Source organism: Mesorhizobium sp. C089B (assembly GCF_030323125.1).
Taxonomy (GTDB): domain Bacteria; phylum Pseudomonadota; class Alphaproteobacteria; order Rhizobiales; family Rhizobiaceae; genus Mesorhizobium.
Genome location: NZ_CP100469.1, coordinates 1,137,830 through 1,155,702, shown reverse-complemented (window position 1 = coordinate 1,155,702; position 17,873 = coordinate 1,137,830). Strand labels below are relative to the sequence as shown.

Here is a 17,873-nt window from a genome sequence, read left to right as displayed (position 1 = left end):
TCAGCCGGCGGCGCCCGGCACGGTGCGGATAACCGTGCCCCACGGATCTTCCCGCGTGGTTTCAGCGGTTGTCTTGTCCGACCGCATCTCGACCCAGGCCAGACCCGAGCGGGACGGATCGCGGCGGCCGGCGCCGGCGCTGTGCCACGAATTGCCACCGATATGATGGTGGTAGCCTCCCGACGACAGGAACACCGCCTGCCCTCCATACTTAGCGACCGTGTCGAAGCCAAATTCGTCGTGCCACCAGGCCTCGGCATCTTCCGGCCGGCCGACGCGCAGATGGACATGGCCGATAATGCTGTTTTGCGGCGCGCCCTGCCAGCCGGCGTCACCGGCCGGCACGCTGCCAACCACGGCGGCCAGATTCAGCCGCTCGGTCGCCATGGCGATCTTGTCGCCGTTCCACTTCCACTCCTGCGGCAGACGGTCCCTATAGACTTCAATGCCGTTGCCTTCGGGGTCGGTCAGGTACAAAGCCTCGCTGACCAGATGGTCGGAGGCGCCCTCGATGCGGATCTTGTTGGCGGCGGCATGGTTTATCCAACGGCCGAGATCGGCGCGGCTGGGCAGAAGGAAAGCGGTGTGGAAAAGGCCGGCGCTGCGCGGATCGTCGGGCTTGGCCGCTGCGTCAGGCTCGATGACCAGCAGCGGGCGCTCGGCAGCGCCCAGCGTGATGGCGCCATCGGCGCGGCTCAATTCCTGCAGGCCGACAACAGCCCGGTAGTAATCGGCAAGTCCTTCGGCGTCGCGCGCCTTCAGGCCCACGCGTGACACGCTGACGGGGGTCGTCGCGGCAAAAGGCAGTTCGCTCATAAAACTCTCCGTTCAGCGCGTTATCCCAGGCCGCGCCACCAGTCTATTCTGTTGTCCATCTCTTCCTGCCTCAAATCGTCGATCCTGATCGTTCACACAAGATGGAAAGAATCGAACAGGTTGTTCACGATTGTGATGCACCGCATGCGTCAGCGCGGGTTGCACGAGACACGGCCGCTCGCTATCTCAGCGCCATGAAAGTCAAAGACGCAGATATTCTGATCGTGCCGGGCTACACCAATTCCGGCCCCCAACACTGGCAGACACGCTGGCAGTCGAAACTGTCGACGGCGCGCCGGGTCGAGCAGGCGGAGTGGTCGAAGCCGGTGCGCGAGGACTGGACGGCGAGCGTGGCGAACGCTGTCAACGAGGCCGAGCGGCCGGTGGTGATCGTTGCCCATTCCCTGGGCGTGGCGGCCGCGGTGCAGGCCATTCCGCAGTTCAGGAAGCCGGTCGCCGGTGCGTTCTTTGTCGCGCCGCCCGACGTCGCCAACCCGGAGATAAGGCCGCGTCACCTGATGACCTTTGGCCCCTATGCACGCGAACCGCTGCCCTTCCCGTCCATCGTCATCGCCAGCCGCAACGATCCGTTCTGCGCCTTCGAGGTTGCCGAGGACATTGCCGGCGCCTGGGGTTCGCTGTTCATCGATGCCGGCGAAACCGGTCACCTCAATGAGGATGCCGGCTTCGGCCCGTGGCCGGAAGGGTCGATGACCTTCGCCAAGTTCCTGACCGACCTCAAGGCCTGACCGGGCAAGGCACCACGCCTCAGCCCTTGATCGAATCGTTCATGCTTTTGATGAGTATCTTTGCGCCGAGCGAAATCAGCGCATGGTCCGAGCCCATCGCCAGCAGCCGGTAGCCCATCGCCACGACGCGGCCGGCAATCGCCGGCTCAACGACGTAGATTGCCGCATGCTTGCCCGCCTTGCGCGTCCGCTCGGCGATGGAGGCGACGGTTTCCATCATGCTTTCCAGCGTCGAATTGACGGTGGCGCCATTCGACCAGGCGATGGAGAAATCCGATGGGCCGAGGAAGATGCCGTCAATGCCCGGCGTGTCGAGGATGCCGTCCAGCGCATCGAGTGCGGCGCGCGTTTCGACCATGGCAAAGGCCATGGTGCGTTGATTGGTGTCGCGCAGCCATTCGGCGTGGTCGCCTTTGCCATGGCGCGGAAAAGCATAGGTCGGGCCCCAGGAGCGCTCGCCCATCGGCGGATATTTCATCGCCGCGGCAAAGAGTTTTGCATCGGCCACCGAATTCACCATCGGTGCAATCACCGCCTCGGCACCGAAATCGAGGGCGCGGCTGGCCATGTCGAAGCGGCCGACCGGAATGCGCACCAGCGCCGGCTTGTTGGCGGCCAGCACCGGCACCAGGCCGCGCAAGACCGAGTCTTCGTGGTGTCCGCCATGCTGCATATCGAGGGTGACGGCGTCAAAACCCTGCTTGGCGATGATTTCGACCGTCAAAGCGTCCGGAACGCCGGACCAGGCGGTGAACAGCGTTTCATCCGCCGCCAGGCGTGACTTCAGGGACATGGGTGCTTTCCTCGTTGGGTAGAGCCTTGTAACAGGCCTACGCACAGTTTCAGCCGGAAAAGGCTGAAAAGGCAAAGAAAAACCGCCCGGCTGGACCGGGCGGTCGATTGGTCCAGCGCTACTCGCTCTAGGTGTTCTTGATCTGCTCGATCGCCTGCGCCATCAGTTCGTCCATGGTGCGGCGGATCTGGTGATCCGACTGGTCGACGCCGGCGGCGTCGAAATCCTTGCGGATCTTGCGGAATACGTCGTGATCGCCGGCTTCCTCGATATCGGAAACCACAACTTCCTTGGCATAGGCGTCGGCGTCAGTGCCGGATTTGCCCAGCTTTTCGGCGGCCCACAGACCGAGCGCCTTGTTGCGGCGTGCGGAAGCCTTGAAGCGAAGTTCTTCGTCGAAGGCGAATTTGCGCTCAAAACCCTCTTCGCGGTCTTTCATGCTGCTCATGGCTTCCCTCCGATGAAATCGATTCGCGTTGGCGATGGATATGTGTGTTGCCGCAGCACAAACCAAAAGGGCGCGGGCCGGTCAATATGCTACATCACTTGCTGCGCTGCGGCATTTCATTCCTGAAAGCGGTCGATGGAAAGGATTTGCCGATTGAGCAAACGCTGTGATTGGGATAGACCCGGCATTGAACCCCACCCGTCGCCGCACCAATTTAGGCAGACGGACAGGAACTGGTCGCTTGCCGCCTGCCCGCAAATCCAGAGAAAAATCAGATGAAAAATCGCCGCCGCATTTATGAAGGCAAGGCCAAGATCCTCTATGAGGGACCGGAACCGGGCACGCTTATCCAGTTCTTCAAAGATGATGCGACCGCATTCAACAAGAAGAAACATGAGGTCATCGACGGCAAGGGTGTGCTCAACAACCGCATTTCCGAGTACATCTTCAACCATCTGAACCGCATGGGCATTCCGACCCACTTCATCCGCCGGCTCAACATGCGCGAGCAGCTGATCAAGGAAGTCGAGATCATTCCGCTCGAAGTGGTGGTGCGCAATGTCGCCGCCGGCTCGCTGTCCAAGCGCCTCGGCATCGAGGAAGGCACCGTTCTGCCGCGTTCGATCATCGAATTCTATTACAAGGCCGATGCGCTCGACGATCCGATGGTGTCGGAAGAGCACATCACCGCTTTCGGCTGGGCAAGCCCGCAGGAGATCGACGACGTCATGGCGCTGGCCATCCGCGTCAACGACTTCCTCTCCGGCCTGTTCATGGGTGTCGGCATCCAGCTCGTGGATTTCAAGATCGAATGCGGCCGCCTGTTCGAGGGCGACATGATGCGCATCGTCGTTGCCGACGAGATCTCGCCGGATTCGTGCCGGCTGTGGGACGTGGCAACGCAGGACAAGCTCGACAAGGACCGTTTCCGCCGCGATATGGGCGGCCTCGTCGAAGCCTATCAGGAAGTTGCCCGCCGCCTTGGCATCATGAACGAGAACGAGCCGCCGCGCCCGACCGGCCCGGTGCTCGTCGCCTCGACCGATGGCCTCAAAGGCAAGCCGCATTAAGTCTTCATTTCTTGACGCAATTCCGGACGGAAAACCGCTTCACACTTTTCCTGGAATTGCTAAGTCTTCGAACAGGAACCTGTCCAGCATGATCAAGGCCCGCATCACCGTCACCCTCAAGAACGGCGTGCTCGACCCGCAGGGAAAAGCCATAGAGCACGCTCTGTCCGGACTGGGGTTCGGCGGCGTCGGCCAGGTGCGGCAGGGCAAGGTCTTCGACCTCGAGCTCTCGGAGACCGACAAGGCCAAGGCTGAAGCCGATCTGAAAGCCATGTGCGACAAGCTGCTGGCGAATACGGTGATCGAGAATTACGCGGTGGAGATCGCTTGATATGAAATCAGCTGTCGTTCTTCTCCCCGGCCTCAACCGCGACCGCGACATGATTGCGGCGCTGACCAAGATTTCCGGGCAGGCGCCGGCGACCGTCTGGCAGACCGACACTGAAATCCCCGATGTCGACCTGATCGCCATTCCCGGCGGCTTCTCCTTCGGCGATTATCTGCGCTGCGGCGCCATTGCCGCGCGGATGCCGGTGATGCGGGCAGTCGCTGAAAAGGCCGCCAAGGGCGTCATGGTCATTGGCGTCTGCAACGGGTTCCAGATTCTGGTCGAGGCCGGCCTGCTGCCCGGCGCGCTGATGCGCAATGCTTCGCTGAAATTCGTTTGCCGTGAGGTGAAGCTGCAGATCGCCAACGCCAACACCATGTTCACCCGCCGCTATCAGCCGGGCCAAATCATCCGCACGCCGGTTGCGCATCATGACGGCAATTATTTCGCCGATGCCGACACGCTTGCGCGCCTCGAGGGCGAAGGACAGGTTGTGTTCCGCTATGCCGAAGGCACCAATCCCAATGGCTCGATCAACGACATTGCCGGCATCATCAGCGAGAAGGGCAATGTGCTCGGCCTGATGCCGCATCCGGAAAACCTGATCGAGGCCGCGCATGGCGGCAGTGACGGCCGGGCGCTGTTCGAAGGCGCACTCGGCATCGCCGCCTGATATCTCTTCGAATTCCTTTCAAAACGCGGGGGCGGTTGACCATGAGACTGACGATTGTTCGCCTAGGTCCCCTGGCTGCTGCCGGCTTGGCGTTGGCGTCCTGCCAGTCCAGCCCGAAGAGCGCGCCGGTCCCCACGGGCAAGAGCGCTTCGCTGCTGGCCATGGAACAGGTAGCGATATCGGCCCACAAATGCTGGATCGCCAGCAAGGATCCCGCCTTCAAATCCTATCAGATGGCCAATGAGCTGAATTCGTTCAGCGGCACGCCCCGCTTCCTGCTGGTGCCGGCCAAGCATTATGGCGGCAAGCCGCTGCTGGTCGTCCAGGCGCAAGGCAATTCCAGCCGCGTCGACGTGTTCGGTCCGCTGATGGACGATCCGCTCGGCGCGCGCATCGGATCCGACATTGCGCGCTGGCAAACGGGCAACCCCTCCTGCAACGCGGCCGCCTGACGCCATGGGCCGCTTCCTGCAGTTTGCGGGATTGATCATCGGTCTGGCCGGGCTTGTCCTGCAAGCGTGCATCACCATCCCGGCATCGATGGAAGCCGGCCGCAGTTTTCTCGGCTCCATCGTCTTTCTGTTCAGCTTCTTCACCATCCTGACCAACATCGGTGCAGTGCTGGTCCATGTCTCGCTGCTGTCGCCTTCGGGCTACGCCTGGCTGCCGGCCTTTGCCGGGCCGCGGATGCGGGCGGGCGTGGCGGCTTCCATCGCCCTGGTCTTCATCGTCTACGCGACGGTTCTGGCGCAGCTCTGGCAGCCGCAGGGGCTGTTCCTGCTCTGTGACGTGCTGCTGCACTATGTGACGCCGGTGCTGTTCGTGCTGTGGTGGCTTGTTGCAGGCGCTGACGGCAGGACACGCTGGAGCGACATTTCGTGGTGGATGGCCTATCCGATCGCCTATCTCGCCTATGCGCTGGCGCGCGCACCGATCGCAGGCGAAGTGCCCTACCCGTTCCTCGACGTTGCGAAAAACGGCGCGGCCAACGTCGCCCTTGCGGCGCTGGCCGTCACCGGTGTTTTCCTGGTGCTGTGCATCCTCGCCGTGCTTGCCGATAAGGGCGTCTCACGCCTCAGGGCTCCGGGCACACGCCGCTGACCAGACTACAAGTTAGTCCCAGAATCGCCTGATGCCTTCGCGGTGAGCGTCGTCACGCGACACACCGATGTCCCTGAGCTGCTCGTCGGTCATTTCGAGCAAAGCCAGGCGGCCGCGACGGCGCTCGATCAGCACGTCGATCCATCGCGCCAGCGATCTGACTACATGCACGATCCGGCCGACAAAGCCTCGCCGGCTGGACGGGCGCGGCCCGACCAATTCAATGCCCGCGCAGCGGATTGTCTCGATTGTATCCATTGTCTTTCTGCCAACCTTGCAAATTGTACCCATCTTGGTACGGTTCTGATATGCATTGACACCCGATCTGGTGCAATATACAGAATTGTCACCATGACAAATTGGCTCCCTGACCTCACCATCGGTTCCGGCCCGCTTTACCAGCGCCTTGCCGACAGCATCGAGTCGGACATCGACAAGGGCGTCATCGATGCCGGGGCAAAATTGCCGCCGCAGCGCGATCTCGCCTATGATATCGGCACGACGGTCGGCACGATCGGCCGAGCCTATCAGCTGCTGCGCGAGCGCGGCCTGGTGAGCGGCGAAGTCGGTCGCGGGACCTATGTGCTGGCGCAGCAATCGGAAGCGTCACCCGAATTCGCCGAGCCTGCCGTGCAAGGCACGCGCTATGTCGATGCGCCGCCCGGCAAACTGCGTTTCGACAGCACTGCCGCGCCCGACATCGGCCAGGGCGCCATTGTCGCTGACATGCTCTCGCGCACGGTGCAGGAACACCCGCACGAGATTTCGAGCTACACCAGGGATTTTCCGGAGCGCTGGTTCGAGGCCGGCGCCCGCTGGCTGTCGCGCAATTCGTTCCGTCCGGCGGCCGACACCATCGTTCCCACGCTTGGCACACATGCCGCGGTGATGGCGGCGATTGCGGCACTGACCACGCCGGGCGACTATGTCGCCTTCGAGCACCTCACCTATTCGCAGATCGCCCGCAGCGCCGGGCTGATCGGGCGGCGCATAGCACTGGTGGCATCGGACGAAGAAGGCCTCGATCCCGAGGATTTCGAACGCGTCTGCGCGCAAAAGCACCCGAAGATGATCTTCCTGATGCCGACGGTGCAGAACCCTACGCTGGCGATCCTGTCGGTTTCGCGCCGCGAGGCGATCGCTCGTGTCGCGCGCGCGTACAATGTCATCGTCATCGAGGACGATCTCTATGGCGGCCTGACCGAAGATCCGACGCCGCTCATCGCCGAATATGCACCCGAGCGCACCATTGTCGCCGGCGGTCTGTCGAAATCGGTCGCGGCAGGTGTTCGCGGCGGCTGGCTCTCCTGCCCGCCCGCCTATCGCCATCGCATCCGCGTCGCCCACAAGATGATGACCGGCGGGATGCCGTTCCTGCTGGCGGAGGTGAATGCGCGGCTGGTGCTGTCAGGGCAGGCTGGCGATATCCGCAAACGCAGCATTGCCGAAATTGCCGCCCGCATCGCCATCGTGCGCGAGACACTGGCGGGTTTCGCCTTCAAGTCACACGGCAGCGTGCCCTTCGTCTGGCTGACGCTGCCCGATCCCTGGCTGTCCGGCACGTTCAGGAGCGCATGCCTCGAAAATGGCGTGCTCCTCGACGACGAGGACGAGTTCAAGGCGGGGCGTTCCGAGCAGGTTTTTCACGGCGTGCGTTTCGGCGTCTCGCAGCCAAGGCGGCGCGAGGACATCACCGGCGGCGTCGCGGTGATCCGGCGGCTGCTGGAGGAAGGCCGCGCCGGCTACGACAGTTCGTCCTGAATCGTTGGCGCTAAACCGTGCGCCTGTGTACCGATCTCAGGTTCAGCCCTCTGCCTTGAAGTTTTTGGCTTCCTTTGCGCCCTTGTCCTTGCCGTGCTTCTCGGCCAGGTCCTTGGCCTGCTTGGGCGAAACGTCGGTGGTCTCGGCAATATGCATGGCCTCCTTGTCGGAGAGGCGATTGTCTTTCTTGCCTTGCTTGGTGGCCATGTCGAAATCTCCTGATTGGTTTGAGGCCTAACGGCCGGGATGCCATAGCGTTCCCCAGCGGCTCCCCGCTACCATCGTCGCCCTGTGGTTTTCCGGCGTTTTTCGTCATCCAATGGGGTGTATCACGCCAAAGCTTGCGATATGAGGGGACTCAAATTCCCCTCTCCCATGGACATCAATCGCCGCCCATGACCATTTCCAATTCCGTGCCGATCACCCCGGAACTCATAGCCGCGCATGGGCTGAAGCCCGACGAATACCAGCGCATCCTCGATCTGGTCGGGCGCGAACCGAGCTTTACCGAACTCGGCATCTTCTCGGCGATGTGGAATGAGCACTGCTCCTACAAATCCTCGAAGAAATGGCTGCGCACGCTGCCGACCACCGGGCCGCAGGTCATCCAGGGTCCGGGCGAGAACGCCGGCGTGGTCGATATCGGCGACGGCGACTGCGTCGTCTTCAAGATGGAGAGCCACAACCATCCCTCCTACATCGAGCCCTACCAGGGTGCGGCGACCGGCGTCGGCGGCATATTGCGCGACGTCTTCACCATGGGCGCGCGGCCGATTGCGGCGATGAACGCTTTGCGCTTCGGGGCACCGGACCATCCCAAGACCAGGCACCTGGTCAGCGGCGTGGTTTCCGGCGTCGGAGGATACGGCAACGCCTTTGGCGTGCCGACCGTCGGCGGCGAGGTCAATTTCGACGCCCGCTACAACGGCAACATCCTGGTCAACGCCTTTGCCGCGGGCCTCGCCAAGACCGATGCGATCTTCCTGTCGGAAGCCAAGGGCGTCGGCCTGCCGGTCGTCTATCTCGGCGCCAAGACCGGGCGCGACGGCGTCGGCGGCGCCACGATGGCCTCGGCCGAGTTCGACGACAAGATCGACGAGAAGCGCCCGACCGTGCAGGTCGGCGATCCCTTCACCGAAAAATGCCTGCTCGAAGCCTGTCTTGAGCTGATGGCGTCTGGCGCCGTCATCGCCATCCAGGACATGGGTGCGGCCGGCCTCACCTGTTCGGCGGTCGAGATGGGCGCCAAGGGCGACCTCGGCATCGAGCTTCACCTCGACCAGGTGCCGGTGCGCGAAGAGCGCATGAGCGCCTATGAGATGATGCTGTCGGAGAGTCAGGAGCGCATGCTGATGGTGCTGCGCCCCGAGAAGGAAAAGGAAGCCGAGGCGATCTTCCACAAATGGGGCCTCGACTTCGCTATCGTCGGCAAGACCACCGACGATCTGCGTTTCCGCGTCATCCATCAGGGCGACGAGGTCGCCAATCTGCCGATCAAGGACCTTGGCGACAAGGCGCCGGAATATGACCGCCCCTGGGTCGAGCCGAAGAAGCCGGCGGCGCTCGCAGCCGGCGATGCGCCGAAGGCCGACGTTGCCGATGCGCTGTTGAAACTGCTCGGCGGGCCGAACCTGTCGTCGCGCCGCTGGGTGTGGGAGCAGTACGACACGCTGATCCAGGGCAATTCGCTGCAGCTTCCCGGCGGCGACGCCGGCGTGGTGCGCGTCGAAGGCCATCCGACCAAGGCGCTCGCCTTCTCCTCCGACGTCACGCCGCGCTATTGCGAGGCCGACCCGTACGAAGGCGGCAAGCAGGCGGTGGCCGAATGCTGGCGCAACCTCACCGCCACCGGCGCGCTGCCGCTGGCGGCCACCGACAACCTCAATTTCGGCAATCCGGAACGGCCTGAGATCATGGGCCAACTGGTCGGCGCGGTGAAAGGCATTGGCGATGCCTGCCGGGCGCTCGGCTTCCCGATCGTGTCGGGCAATGTCTCGCTCTACAACGAAACCAATGGCCAAGGTATCCTGCCGACGCCGACCATCGGCGGCGTGGGGCTGATTGCCGACTGGTCGAAGATGACCCGTATCGGCTTTGCCGCCGAGGGCCAGATGATCCTGCTGGTCGGCGCGCCCGCAAGCTGGGGCAGCCATCTCGGCCAGTCCGCCTATTTCAGGGACATCCATGGCCGCACCGACGGGCCGCCGCCATCCGTCGACCTCGCCCATGAAAAGCGCGTCGGCGACCATGTGCGCGCGCTGATCGCGTCGGGCGTCGTGACCGCGGCGCATGACCTTTCCGATGGCGGCTTGGCGATAGCCCTGGCCGAAATGGCGATGGCGTCCGGCATCGGCGCCACCATTCCGGGGCTCGCCGGCACCGACCCGATCCCGGTCTGGTTCGGCGAAGACCAGGGCCGCTACCTGCTGACGCTGTCCGTCGATCCGCAGAGCAAGGAATGGGACGCCATCCGCGAGGAACAGAGCAAGCTCGGCATCTTTGCGCCATGGATCGGCTCGACCGGTGGAAACGAACTGAAGCTCGGCGATGCCAGGGCGATCCCGGTCAGCGAATTGACCGCCGCCCACGAAGGCTGGTTCCCGAACTTCATGGACAAGTCCATTTGACCAGCCTGGCAGCCCGGACGCTGATCGCAGTCGTCTTCTGGCCGTCGCTGTTCTTCTTCTGGTTCCTCGGGCCGTTCGTCTTTTTCCTGCTGTCGACGACCTCGAGCGAGGTCTGTCCGCTGCTGGAAAGGCGTGACCAGTTCATTGAGGCGGCCAATGGCACACTGCAGATGCTGGCCTTGCAAAGTCTGATCTATGCGATCCCCATCGTCTGCCTGGTGCTGTGGAGCCGCCTTTTGCCGAACCCGGCGCGCGCAAGGCATGTCGCCACCTGCATCAAGCTCTTTGCCATTGCGGTCATTACCGGCGCGCTGTGGGAATACGGGTCATCGCTGATCTGCGACGGCTATGGCCAACCATTCTTTTCGCCCTTGTGGCAGATGACCAGCTATCTCCCGATTATCAACCTGGCGCTCAACATCCCGCTCTATGTCCTGGTGTTCAGCCTTGGCCGGGGGTTCTCGACCCGCGACGACATTACCGAAGATGGTGTGGTTCACCCGCGGCAGGATGGCCCTTAGACACTGCGTCGCCGACAGAACGGCTTCAACCCGGACCAGAAAGGCTTTAGGCTGCCGTGCGAGTCACTCGTGCCTAGCCGCCCAGAACAGGATTTTGCCATGGCAATGGATGCCCACGACATCGAAAAACTGATCAAGGACGGCATTCCGGACGCCAAGGTGACGATCCGCGACCTCGCCGGTGACGGCGATCACTATGCAGCCGAAGTGGTGGCCGAAAGCTTCCGCGGAAAGAGCCGCGTCCAGCAGCACCAGATGGTCTATGATGCGCTGAAGGGCAATATGGGCGGCGTGCTGCACGCGCTGGCCCTGCAGACCAGCGTGCCGGACTGAAGCCAGACTGGCCTACTGTTTCTGCGGCTGCTTCGCCGACACTGACGTGATCGGCTTCGCCGACACTGAGATGATCGGGCCCGCCGGGTATTTTCCGCCGACGATCATTCTTTTCCCATCCGACAGCGCGGAAACCGCGCCGTCGAGGAACAGCGCGTTGCGGCATTGTAGCGCGTCGCGAAACAGCCGCGCAAAGCTGCCGAAACTGACCTCAGACCGCGAGATCGCCAGCAAAACGGTGTTTTCATCGCGCACGCCGACGCCGTTGCGGATGTAGCGCGAGGTTCCGTTCGGCTCGAAGCGTGGGTGAATCTTGCCATCGATCACCAGCATCGGGCCGGACTGCGTGGCGAAGGCAACATCGCGTTCGGTGACCGCATAGGCGTTGCTTTCCATGACAGCCGCCTTGCCGTCATTGCCCACCAGAAAGACGCCGTTCGGTTTCAGGAAGAAATTGCCTTCGCCGTCGGCAAGATTGAGCCGTGACTTTTCGCTGCCGTCCTCGACCAGCAGGCCGACCGGCGACAAATCCTCGTGATACATGCCGCCATTCATGGCGAGCAGCACCGGCCTCCCCTCGCCCGCAACCGCCTTGTCGAAGGCTTCGAGCGAACCAAAAGGCTTGCCATCGGCGCCGGCGTGGAAAACACCGATGCTGTCGGCGCGAAGATCGGTCTCGCAGACGACATAGGTCACCGCCTCGAAGGCGACATTCCGGCAAGGCGCGGGCAGGTCACCGCCAATGACCAGCGGCGGCGGCTCGGGGCGTCTCGGCCACCAGACAACGGCAATCGCCGCCAGCAGGATGGCGATCGGAAGGGCGGCGCCATATCGTCTTTTCATCATGTTCCGAAGGTTGCAATCGGCTCGGATGCTTGGCCCAAGACAGGCGATCCTTTGCGCCATTTCCGCGACGGCGGCGCAAACATCTTGTTTCGGCCCATCTATGGGTTTATTTGATGGCTATGCTTCGAGCCTGACTCCCACAGGCGTGAAAGGATATCTCATGAGCGGCATCAACGACTACATCGACAGCGAAGTGAAGGGCAACGACGTCGTCCTTTTCATGAAGGGCACGCCCGGTTTTCCGCAGTGCGGCTTTTCCGGCCAGGTCGTCCAGATCCTCGATTACATCGGAGCCGACTATAAGGGCGTCGACGTGCTGACCTCGGCCGAACTGCGCCAAGGCATCAAGGAATATTCGAACTGGCCGACGATCCCGCAGCTTTACGTCAAGGGCGAATTCGTCGGCGGCTGCGACATCATCCGAGAAATGTTCCAGGCAGGCGAGTTGCAGACGTTGCTCGTCGACAAGGGCGTCAGCGTCAAAGCGACAGCCTGATTCTGAGTTGAGACGGGGCAGCCCCGCCCCGGCAAAATGTTACCTCCCCCTATCGGAGTGAGGACGAACTTATGCGCCGGCATGCCGGCGCATATTCGTTTTGAAGATCGGACCCGCCGTGGACCAGCCAGCAAAAGCGCCGCAACAGGCACGCAAATTGCCTATTCCGCGCTGGGAATTCATCGCGCTGTGCGCGGCACTGATGGCGTTGAACTCGCTGGCCATCGACATCATGCTGCCGGCACTGCAGCAAATCGGCGCCACGCTTGGCGTTGAGAATGAAAACCACCGCCAGTATGTGATCACCGCCTATATATTGGGCTTCGGTGGCGGACAGCTTTTCTTCGGACCGATCTCGGACCGGTTCGGGCGCCGCGCGCCACTCGTTGCCGGGCTGGCGATTTATGTCGTGGCGGCGGCAGCTGCCGCCATCGCCCCGTCATTCGCCGTCCTGCTGCTGTGCCGGCTGGTGCAAGGCATCGGTGCGGCGGCGACCCGCGTCATCGCCGTCTCGATCGTGCGCGACACGTTCGACGGTCGGCGCATGGCCGAGGTGATGTCTCTGATCTTCATGGTGTTCATGGCCATCCCGGTGATCGCGCCTGGGATCGGCCAGTTCATCATGCTGTTCGCAACATGGCACTGGATCTTCGTCACCATGGCCGTCGGAGCGCTGATCGTGTCGGCGTGGTCGCTGCTGCGGCTGCCGGAGACGCTGCATCCGGAGTACCGCCGGCCGCTGACAGTCTCATCCGTCGTCGGTGGTTTCCGCATCGTGCTCACCAACCGCATGGCGCTTTGCTACGCCTTTGCCAGCACCTTCATTTTCGCCGCCATGTTCGGCTTCATCGCCTCCGCACAGCAGATCTATGTCGACATTTTTCATGTCGGCGAATTGTTTCCTGTCATCTTCGCGGGTGTCGCCGGCGTTCTCGCTTTTTCGAACTACCTCAACTCGCGCCTGGTCGGCCGCATCGGCATGCGCCGCCTGTCGCAGAGCGCACTGCTGTTGTTCCTGGTGATCAGCCTTGCCTGGCTCACCGTTTCGCTTCAAATGAAGATGCCACTCTGGCTGTTCATCACCTTCTTCGCCAGTGCGATGCTCCCGTTCGGCGCGCTCGGCGCCAATTTCAACGCGCTCGCGATGGAACCGCTCGGCCAACTGGCGGGCACCGCGTCGTCCATCCTGGGCTTCATGCAGACTTTTCTCGGCGGCATCCTCGGCACGCTGATCGGCCAGGCCTTCAACGGCACGGTGACGCCGCTTGCCGCCGGCTTCTGCAGCGTCTCGGTCGCGGCCCTGCTGATGATCCTGATCGCCGAGCGCGGCAAGATGTTCCAGCCGCACAACCCACCCATTTCAGGGCACGTCACCGACCTGCATTGAGCGACGCGCCTTGAGATTGTTGGTCTCAAAACCGCATCCACCTTTATGCGACGCGTTTCAGGATGCGCCGCCAATCACTGCCGTGAAACGAGGGAACAGCGGGCGCCCTGCGATGGCGCCACCCATGCTGTCCGACAGCGGCATCGGCAGAGCCTTGTCGAGCGCTTCGAGCACGGATGACACAAAGACCCGGTTGAGCGAGGCATCATCTCCCATATGGGAGAAAGTGGCGCGCGGCTTGCCCATCAGCGTGCCGTTTTTGCGAATTGAAAAACTCAGCGTCAGGGTCAGGCCAGCACTTCCAGGCGGCGGCTGCCAACAGGCAAAGATCGCGTCGAACATTTCGTCGATGGTGTCGATGGGATCGGGGCTACGACACGCGCGCTCCTGCGATCGTGCCTCAGTGGCGCAGGCGACCAGGGCAAGTGCAAGTGCCGTTGCGACAATTGCGGACCGATGTTTCATTTCGCGGCTCCGGCTTCGCGAGAGATTGGACCACTATAACAGAGCCAATATACTTGACGAAAGCGTCTACCGGCAGTTGGACCGACTATTGCGCCCAGAGTTCCCTGCGCAACTCCTGCCAGCTTTCCTTGTCCGGGGCGACAAGAATGCCGCCGTCGATATGCGAGGGCAGATAGGCGCTACCGTCGATCCGCGCGGTGTAGCCGCCGGCCTCGGCGTGGATCAGCACACCGACCAGATGGTCCCACGGCATCAGTTTGTTGTAGACGACGAAATGGGCATGGCCGCTGGCCAGAAGACGGTATTCATGTGCCGCGCAGCGATAGCCGAACTGCGACAGGGTCTTGGTCTGGTTGCGCGCCAGGAGCGAGCGTTGCGGTTCCGCCAGATATTGCCAGGAGACGGAGCCGGTCATCTGCGAGATCGGCACGGCATCGGCGACGTGCACCGTCTCCAGCGCGCCATGCGCATGGCGGATATGGCTGCCGGCGCCCTTGGCGCCGATCAGCCAGTCCCGGCCTACGGGGTCATGGATGATACCGGCGACGGTTTCGCCCTTGACGACGACGCTCAGCATGACGCCGAAGAGCGGCACGCCGGAGGCGAAGTTGAAGGTGCCGTCGACCGGGTCGACGACGAAGGCGAGGTCGGCATCGCCGAGCCCCTGAAGCAGCGCCGGATTGTCGGAACAGGCTTCCTCGCCGACGATCATCGCCGTGGGATAGCGCTCGCGCAGCCTGGCCGTGATCAGCCGCTCGGCGTTGATGTCGGCCTCGGTCACCAGGTCGGCAGCCGAGGTCTTCTGTCTGATGTCGCCCTCGCCCAGCCGGCGAAAGCGTGGCATGATTTCGGCCCTGGCTGCATCGGCGAGAAGCTCGGCCAGCCAGTCGATCGCTTGGTCGTCAAATATCATCGGAAATGTCTTGTCCTGTGCTGAGGCTGCCATTGAGGGCGGCAAAGTCGAACAGCTTTCTGTCGAGCAGATGCGACGGCCTGGTGTTGGACAGCGCGCGCAGCATCGTATCCTTGCGGCCCGGCATGCGCTTTTCCATATCGTCCAGCATCGCCTTCATGGCGTTGCGCTGCAGGCCTTCCTGGCTGCCGCAGAGATCGCAGGGAATGATCGGGAATTTCATAGCGGCGGCGAATTTTTCCAGATCGACCTCGGCGCAGTAGCTCAGCGGCCGCAGCACCATGACGTCGCCGTCGTCGTTGAGCAGCTTTGGCGGCATGGCGGCAAGGCGGCCGCCATGGAACAGATTCATGAAGAAGGTTTCGAGAATGTCCTCGCGGTGGTGGCCGAGCACCAGCGCCGAACAGCCCTCCTCGCGCGCGATGCGATAGAGATGGCCGCGCCGCAGCCGCGAGCACAGCGAACAATAGGTGCTGCCCTGAGGCAGCTTGTCGGTGACCACCGAATAGGTGTCCTGATACTCGATGCGATGGGCAATGCCATGCGCATCGAGGTAGTCGGGCAAAATGTGCTTCGGAAAATTCGGCTGGCCCTGGTCGAGATTGCAGGCCAGCAGCTCGACCGGCAGCAGCCCGCGCCATTTGAGATCGAGCAGCACGGCCAGCAGCCCGTAGGAATCCTTGCCGCCGGACAAGGCCACCAGCCAGCGGTCGCCGGGCCTCGCCATGGCGAAATCCTCGACCGCCTGACGGGTTAACCGCAACAGCCGCTTACGCAGTTTGTTGAACTCGACGGAAGACGGCACTTCGGCAAACAGCGGATGGAAGCCGCCTTCAGCAATCGGTTCAACTGTTTCGATGTCTGCCAGCATGTTCATGGCTTGTCGCTTTCCATAGCCGAGAGTGCCGGATTAGCGGACATGGCCGACAAAGAAAAGGCCGCCTCGACGGGCGGCCCTTTCCAGTATCGCAGAAAAGCGATCGCTTAGCGCGAATAGAATTCGACGACCAGGTTCGGCTCCATCTGCACGGCGAACGGAACATCGGCCAGGCCGGGGATGCGCGAGAAGGTCGCGACCATCTTGTTGTGATCGACTTCGATATAGTCCGGCACGTCGCGCTCGGCGAGGCCGACCGCTTCCAGCACGATGACCAGCTGCTTCGACTTTTCGCGCACTTCGACGACATCGCCCGGCTTGCAACGGTACGAGCCGATGTTGACGCGCTTGCCGTTGACGTTGACGTGGCCGTGGTTGACGAACTGGCGAGCCGCGAAAATGGTGGGCACGAACTTGGAGCGGTAGACGACCGCGTCGAGACGCGACTCGAGCAGGCCGATCAGGTTCTCGGAGGTGTCGCCCTTGCGGCGATCAGCCTCTTCATAGACTTTGCGGAACTGCTTTTCGGAGACATCACCATAGTGACCCTTCAGCTTCTGCTTGGCGCGCAGCTGCAGGCCGAAATCGGAAAGCTTGCCCTTGCGGCGCTGGCCGTGCTGGCCGGGGCCGTATTCACGCTTGTTGACCGGGGACTTCGGGCGGCCCCAGATGTTTTCGCCGAGACGGCGGTCGATCTTGTACTTCGCGGATTCGCGCTTGCTCATCGCATTCCCTTTCAAAACAAACCACCCGGAGCCTCATGGTCCGGGTGAAGGAAACGCGCCCTCCTCTGGCCTCCGTTTTCGAGGCCTGACAGGGTTTTCCCACGCAACGCGGCGGAAAACCCACGGGACACGTCAGTCTAGACAAAACCCAGGAAACGATAAACCTGCTTTCCCGGGCTTGCCATGCAAAAGAAACAACCGGGCATTGCGGCCCGGTGTTGGTGCGCTCGTTAAACGGAGATTTGAGCAGAGTCAAGCGCGTCGCTGGCGCTGGGCCCGGCAACCATATCACGTCTTTGGCGTTGAGTGCCGTGCCGGATGCGGCGGGAGGTTGTTGCGCCGACGGCATTTAGGAAGGGACTGGAGCCAAAGGAGCCCGAAGTCGCATGAAGAAGTTTTTCCTCTCGTTGGTCGGTGCGGCCGTCCTGGCCGGGACGATGTCGATCGCCGTGCCCGAGCCAGCGATGGCCAAGCATTGGCAGGGCCACAAGCATCGTCAGACCTGCCATGTCGTGGTGAAGAAGAAGGTCATCTGGCGGCATGGCCACAAGAAGGTCATCCGCTACAAGGTGAAGCGCTGCTGGTGACGTCAGGGGTTTCGGGCTTGGCCTGAACCGAAGAAGCCCGTGGTTTCGGCCACGGGCTTTGTTTATCGACTCGGTTCAAGGTTTCAGTCTGCCGATTTCTTCTCCGGCAGGCCTTTGCGCTTGGTCTCTGCGAATTCCTCGAGCTGTTTTTCGCTCATCGAATTGTACATCGACTTCGACGCGCCTTGAAGTTCGCTCTTCCTGGTCTCGCCGCGCTTGGCCGACAGGGCTGCGCCAGCGGCCTTTTGCTGTGCTTTTGAGGTTGCAGGCATATCGGCACCTCCTTTGCTGACAGAGGAAGAAACGTTGCGCTCCGGCGACGGTTCCAGCGCTGGCGGTCAACTTCCGTTCCGCGCT

25 protein-coding genes are annotated in these 17,873 nt (G+C 62.4%); 14 read left to right on the top strand and 11 right to left on the bottom strand.

Annotated features, from left to right (window positions below):
• Entirely contained in the window at positions 1–816 is an 816-nt protein-coding gene (locus tag NLY44_RS05930) for a VOC family protein (protein ID WP_023694133.1), read from the bottom strand.
• Positions 817–1,010: 194 nt separating this feature from the next.
• Between NLY44_RS05930 and NLY44_RS05925 the strand changes: the two genes are divergently transcribed.
• A complete protein-coding gene (locus tag NLY44_RS05925) occupies positions 1,011–1,565 on the top strand; it encodes an RBBP9/YdeN family alpha/beta hydrolase (RefSeq protein ID WP_023694132.1) in 555 nt (184 codons plus the stop codon).
• A gap of 19 nt (positions 1,566–1,584) precedes the next feature.
• On the opposite strand, the gene NLY44_RS05920 is transcribed toward NLY44_RS05925, so the two are convergent.
• Together NLY44_RS05920 and NLY44_RS05915 are read right to left on the bottom strand one after the other, a co-directional pair.
• Positions 1,585–2,358 (bottom strand): HpcH/HpaI aldolase family protein, encoded by a 774-nt coding sequence (locus tag NLY44_RS05920; protein WP_023669090.1) that lies wholly within the window; start codon positions 2,356–2,358, stop codon positions 1,585–1,587.
• Positions 2,359–2,485: 127 nt separating this feature from the next.
• Positions 2,486–2,806 (bottom strand): DUF1476 domain-containing protein, encoded by a 321-nt coding sequence (locus NLY44_RS05915; protein ID WP_023669091.1) that lies wholly within the window; start codon positions 2,804–2,806, stop codon positions 2,486–2,488.
• A 47-nt stretch (positions 2,807–2,853) separates the two neighbouring features.
• Here NLY44_RS05915 and NLY44_RS05910 point away from each other — a divergent pair, with 47 nt between their 5' ends.
• The 6 genes from NLY44_RS05910 to NLY44_RS05885 all read left to right on the top strand — a co-directional run bounded on the left by NLY44_RS05910 (position 2,854) and on the right by NLY44_RS05885 (position 5,978).
• Positions 2,854–2,976: a hypothetical protein gene (locus NLY44_RS05910; protein ID WP_280790911.1), complete on the top strand. Its 123-nt coding sequence runs from the start codon at positions 2,854–2,856 to the stop codon at positions 2,974–2,976.
• A gap of 105 nt (positions 2,977–3,081) precedes the next feature.
• Positions 3,082–3,876, top strand: coding sequence for a phosphoribosylaminoimidazolesuccinocarboxamide synthase (gene purC, locus NLY44_RS05905; RefSeq protein ID WP_013532127.1), 795 nt, complete (start codon positions 3,082–3,084; stop codon positions 3,874–3,876).
• A gap of 88 nt (positions 3,877–3,964) precedes the next feature.
• Positions 3,965–4,207, top strand: a complete 243-nt coding sequence (purS, locus tag NLY44_RS05900) for a phosphoribosylformylglycinamidine synthase subunit PurS (RefSeq protein WP_023669092.1) — start codon at positions 3,965–3,967, stop codon at positions 4,205–4,207.
• A 1-nt stretch (position 4,208) separates the two neighbouring features.
• Complete coding sequence (gene purQ / locus NLY44_RS05895; protein ID WP_023684888.1) at positions 4,209–4,877, top strand: phosphoribosylformylglycinamidine synthase subunit PurQ; 669 nt, start codon at positions 4,209–4,211, stop codon at positions 4,875–4,877.
• Positions 4,878–4,918: 41 nt separating this feature from the next.
• Positions 4,919–5,329 (top strand): hypothetical protein, encoded by a 411-nt coding sequence (locus NLY44_RS05890; protein WP_023669094.1) that lies wholly within the window; start codon positions 4,919–4,921, stop codon positions 5,327–5,329.
• 4 nt (positions 5,330–5,333) lie between these two features.
• Positions 5,334–5,978: a Pr6Pr family membrane protein gene (locus tag NLY44_RS05885; RefSeq protein ID WP_023684887.1), complete on the top strand. Its 645-nt coding sequence runs from the start codon at positions 5,334–5,336 to the stop codon at positions 5,976–5,978.
• 12 nt (positions 5,979–5,990) lie between these two features.
• Here the strand turns inward: NLY44_RS05885 and NLY44_RS05880 are convergent, their stop codons facing one another.
• Positions 5,991–6,236 carry a DUF1127 domain-containing protein gene (locus tag NLY44_RS05880; protein WP_023700852.1) on the bottom strand — a complete coding sequence of 82 codons (246 nt, stop codon included), beginning with the start codon at positions 6,234–6,236 and terminating at the stop codon, positions 5,991–5,993.
• A gap of 93 nt (positions 6,237–6,329) precedes the next feature.
• Between NLY44_RS05880 and NLY44_RS05875 the strand changes: the two genes are divergently transcribed.
• Entirely contained in the window at positions 6,330–7,739 is a 1,410-nt protein-coding gene (locus NLY44_RS05875; RefSeq protein ID WP_023669097.1) for an aminotransferase-like domain-containing protein, read from the top strand.
• A 42-nt stretch (positions 7,740–7,781) separates the two neighbouring features.
• Here the strand turns inward: NLY44_RS05875 and NLY44_RS05870 are convergent, their stop codons facing one another.
• A complete protein-coding gene (locus NLY44_RS05870; RefSeq protein ID WP_023669098.1) occupies positions 7,782–7,946 on the bottom strand; it encodes a hypothetical protein in 165 nt (54 codons plus the stop codon).
• Positions 7,947–8,134: 188 nt separating this feature from the next.
• Between NLY44_RS05870 and purL the strand changes: the two genes are divergently transcribed.
• The 3 genes from purL (at position 8,135) to NLY44_RS05855 (ending at position 11,220) form a co-directional block, all read left to right on the top strand.
• A complete protein-coding gene (gene purL, locus NLY44_RS05865) occupies positions 8,135–10,366 on the top strand; it encodes a phosphoribosylformylglycinamidine synthase subunit PurL (RefSeq protein ID WP_023669099.1) in 2,232 nt (743 codons plus the stop codon).
• Positions 10,363–10,887, top strand: coding sequence for a hypothetical protein (locus tag NLY44_RS05860; protein WP_023669100.1), 525 nt, complete (start codon positions 10,363–10,365; stop codon positions 10,885–10,887). Before purL ends, NLY44_RS05860 begins: the two co-directional genes overlap by 4 nt.
• 99 nt (positions 10,888–10,986) lie before the next feature.
• Positions 10,987–11,220 (top strand): BolA/IbaG family iron-sulfur metabolism protein, encoded by a 234-nt coding sequence (locus tag NLY44_RS05855; protein ID WP_010909092.1) that lies wholly within the window; start codon positions 10,987–10,989, stop codon positions 11,218–11,220.
• A 12-nt stretch (positions 11,221–11,232) separates the two neighbouring features.
• Here the strand turns inward: NLY44_RS05855 and NLY44_RS05850 are convergent, their stop codons facing one another.
• Positions 11,233–12,066: a phosphodiester glycosidase family protein gene (locus NLY44_RS05850; protein ID WP_023806469.1), complete on the bottom strand. Its 834-nt coding sequence runs from the start codon at positions 12,064–12,066 to the stop codon at positions 11,233–11,235.
• Positions 12,067–12,226: 160 nt separating this feature from the next.
• Between NLY44_RS05850 and grxD the strand changes: the two genes are divergently transcribed.
• Together grxD and NLY44_RS05840 are read left to right on the top strand one after the other, a co-directional pair.
• Positions 12,227–12,562, top strand: coding sequence for a Grx4 family monothiol glutaredoxin (grxD, locus tag NLY44_RS05845; protein WP_023669102.1), 336 nt, complete (start codon positions 12,227–12,229; stop codon positions 12,560–12,562).
• A gap of 118 nt (positions 12,563–12,680) precedes the next feature.
• Positions 12,681–13,949 carry a multidrug effflux MFS transporter gene (locus NLY44_RS05840; RefSeq protein WP_023684881.1) on the top strand — a complete coding sequence of 423 codons (1,269 nt, stop codon included), beginning with the start codon at positions 12,681–12,683 and terminating at the stop codon, positions 13,947–13,949.
• 57 nt (positions 13,950–14,006) lie between these two features.
• Here the strand turns inward: NLY44_RS05840 and NLY44_RS05835 are convergent, their stop codons facing one another.
• From NLY44_RS05835 to rpsD, 4 genes are all read right to left on the bottom strand, one after another.
• The gene (locus tag NLY44_RS05835; RefSeq protein WP_023706454.1) at positions 14,007–14,414 is read right to left on the bottom strand and encodes a UCP034077 family protein; all 408 of its coding nucleotides are present in this window, start codon (positions 14,412–14,414) and stop codon (positions 14,007–14,009) included.
• A gap of 85 nt (positions 14,415–14,499) precedes the next feature.
• Positions 14,500–15,327: an inositol monophosphatase family protein gene (locus NLY44_RS05830; protein ID WP_023684879.1), complete on the bottom strand. Its 828-nt coding sequence runs from the start codon at positions 15,325–15,327 to the stop codon at positions 14,500–14,502.
• Positions 15,317–16,204, bottom strand: a complete 888-nt coding sequence (ttcA, locus tag NLY44_RS05825) for a tRNA 2-thiocytidine(32) synthetase TtcA (protein WP_023706452.1) — start codon at positions 16,202–16,204, stop codon at positions 15,317–15,319. Before ttcA ends, NLY44_RS05830 begins: the two co-directional genes overlap by 11 nt.
• 107 nt (positions 16,205–16,311) lie before the next feature.
• A complete protein-coding gene (gene rpsD, locus NLY44_RS05820; protein ID WP_023669107.1) occupies positions 16,312–16,929 on the bottom strand; it encodes a 30S ribosomal protein S4 in 618 nt (205 codons plus the stop codon).
• A gap of 386 nt (positions 16,930–17,315) precedes the next feature.
• Here rpsD and NLY44_RS05815 point away from each other — a divergent pair, with 386 nt between their 5' ends.
• Positions 17,316–17,516, top strand: a complete 201-nt coding sequence (locus NLY44_RS05815; protein WP_023690200.1) for a hypothetical protein — start codon at positions 17,316–17,318, stop codon at positions 17,514–17,516.
• Between the two features lie 83 nt (positions 17,517–17,599).
• On the opposite strand, the gene NLY44_RS05810 is transcribed toward NLY44_RS05815, so the two are convergent.
• On the bottom strand, positions 17,600–17,788 hold the full coding sequence (locus NLY44_RS05810) for a DUF3008 family protein (protein WP_023684876.1): 189 nt from the start codon (positions 17,786–17,788) through the stop codon (positions 17,600–17,602).
• Positions 17,789–17,873 lie beyond the last annotated feature (85 nt).

What these genes read in the sequence shown, in the direction of transcription:
- NLY44_RS05930 (WP_023694133.1), bottom strand. Translation starts at nt 816, where the DNA reads ATGAGCGAACTGCCTTTTGCCGCGACGACCCCCGTCAGCGTGTCACGC.
- NLY44_RS05925 (WP_023694132.1), top strand. Translation starts at nt 1,011, where the DNA reads ATGAAAGTCAAAGACGCAGATATTCTGATCGTGCCGGGCTACACCAAT.
- NLY44_RS05920 (WP_023669090.1), bottom strand. Translation starts at nt 2,358, where the DNA reads ATGTCCCTGAAGTCACGCCTGGCGGCGGATGAAACGCTGTTCACCGCC.
- NLY44_RS05915 (WP_023669091.1), bottom strand. Translation starts at nt 2,806, where the DNA reads ATGAGCAGCATGAAAGACCGCGAAGAGGGTTTTGAGCGCAAATTCGCC.
- purC (WP_013532127.1), top strand. Translation starts at nt 3,082, where the DNA reads ATGAAAAATCGCCGCCGCATTTATGAAGGCAAGGCCAAGATCCTCTAT.
- purS (WP_023669092.1), top strand. Translation starts at nt 3,965, where the DNA reads ATGATCAAGGCCCGCATCACCGTCACCCTCAAGAACGGCGTGCTCGAC.
- purQ (WP_023684888.1), top strand. Translation starts at nt 4,209, where the DNA reads ATGAAATCAGCTGTCGTTCTTCTCCCCGGCCTCAACCGCGACCGCGAC.
- NLY44_RS05890 (WP_023669094.1), top strand. Translation starts at nt 4,919, where the DNA reads ATGAGACTGACGATTGTTCGCCTAGGTCCCCTGGCTGCTGCCGGCTTG.
- NLY44_RS05885 (WP_023684887.1), top strand. Translation starts at nt 5,334, where the DNA reads ATGGGCCGCTTCCTGCAGTTTGCGGGATTGATCATCGGTCTGGCCGGG.
- NLY44_RS05880 (WP_023700852.1), bottom strand. Translation starts at nt 6,236, where the DNA reads ATGGATACAATCGAGACAATCCGCTGCGCGGGCATTGAATTGGTCGGG.
- NLY44_RS05875 (WP_023669097.1), top strand. Translation starts at nt 6,330, where the DNA reads ATGACAAATTGGCTCCCTGACCTCACCATCGGTTCCGGCCCGCTTTAC.
- NLY44_RS05870 (WP_023669098.1), bottom strand. Translation starts at nt 7,946, where the DNA reads ATGGCCACCAAGCAAGGCAAGAAAGACAATCGCCTCTCCGACAAGGAG.
- purL (WP_023669099.1), top strand. Translation starts at nt 8,135, where the DNA reads ATGACCATTTCCAATTCCGTGCCGATCACCCCGGAACTCATAGCCGCG.
- NLY44_RS05855 (WP_010909092.1), top strand. Translation starts at nt 10,987, where the DNA reads ATGGCAATGGATGCCCACGACATCGAAAAACTGATCAAGGACGGCATT.
- NLY44_RS05850 (WP_023806469.1), bottom strand. Translation starts at nt 12,066, where the DNA reads ATGATGAAAAGACGATATGGCGCCGCCCTTCCGATCGCCATCCTGCTG.
- grxD (WP_023669102.1), top strand. Translation starts at nt 12,227, where the DNA reads ATGAGCGGCATCAACGACTACATCGACAGCGAAGTGAAGGGCAACGAC.
- NLY44_RS05835 (WP_023706454.1), bottom strand. Translation starts at nt 14,414, where the DNA reads ATGAAACATCGGTCCGCAATTGTCGCAACGGCACTTGCACTTGCCCTG.
- NLY44_RS05830 (WP_023684879.1), bottom strand. Translation starts at nt 15,327, where the DNA reads ATGATATTTGACGACCAAGCGATCGACTGGCTGGCCGAGCTTCTCGCC.
- ttcA (WP_023706452.1), bottom strand. Translation starts at nt 16,204, where the DNA reads ATGAACATGCTGGCAGACATCGAAACAGTTGAACCGATTGCTGAAGGC.
- rpsD (WP_023669107.1), bottom strand. Translation starts at nt 16,929, where the DNA reads ATGAGCAAGCGCGAATCCGCGAAGTACAAGATCGACCGCCGTCTCGGC.
- NLY44_RS05815 (WP_023690200.1), top strand. Translation starts at nt 17,316, where the DNA reads ATGAAGAAGTTTTTCCTCTCGTTGGTCGGTGCGGCCGTCCTGGCCGGG.
- NLY44_RS05810 (WP_023684876.1), bottom strand. Translation starts at nt 17,788, where the DNA reads ATGCCTGCAACCTCAAAAGCACAGCAAAAGGCCGCTGGCGCAGCCCTG.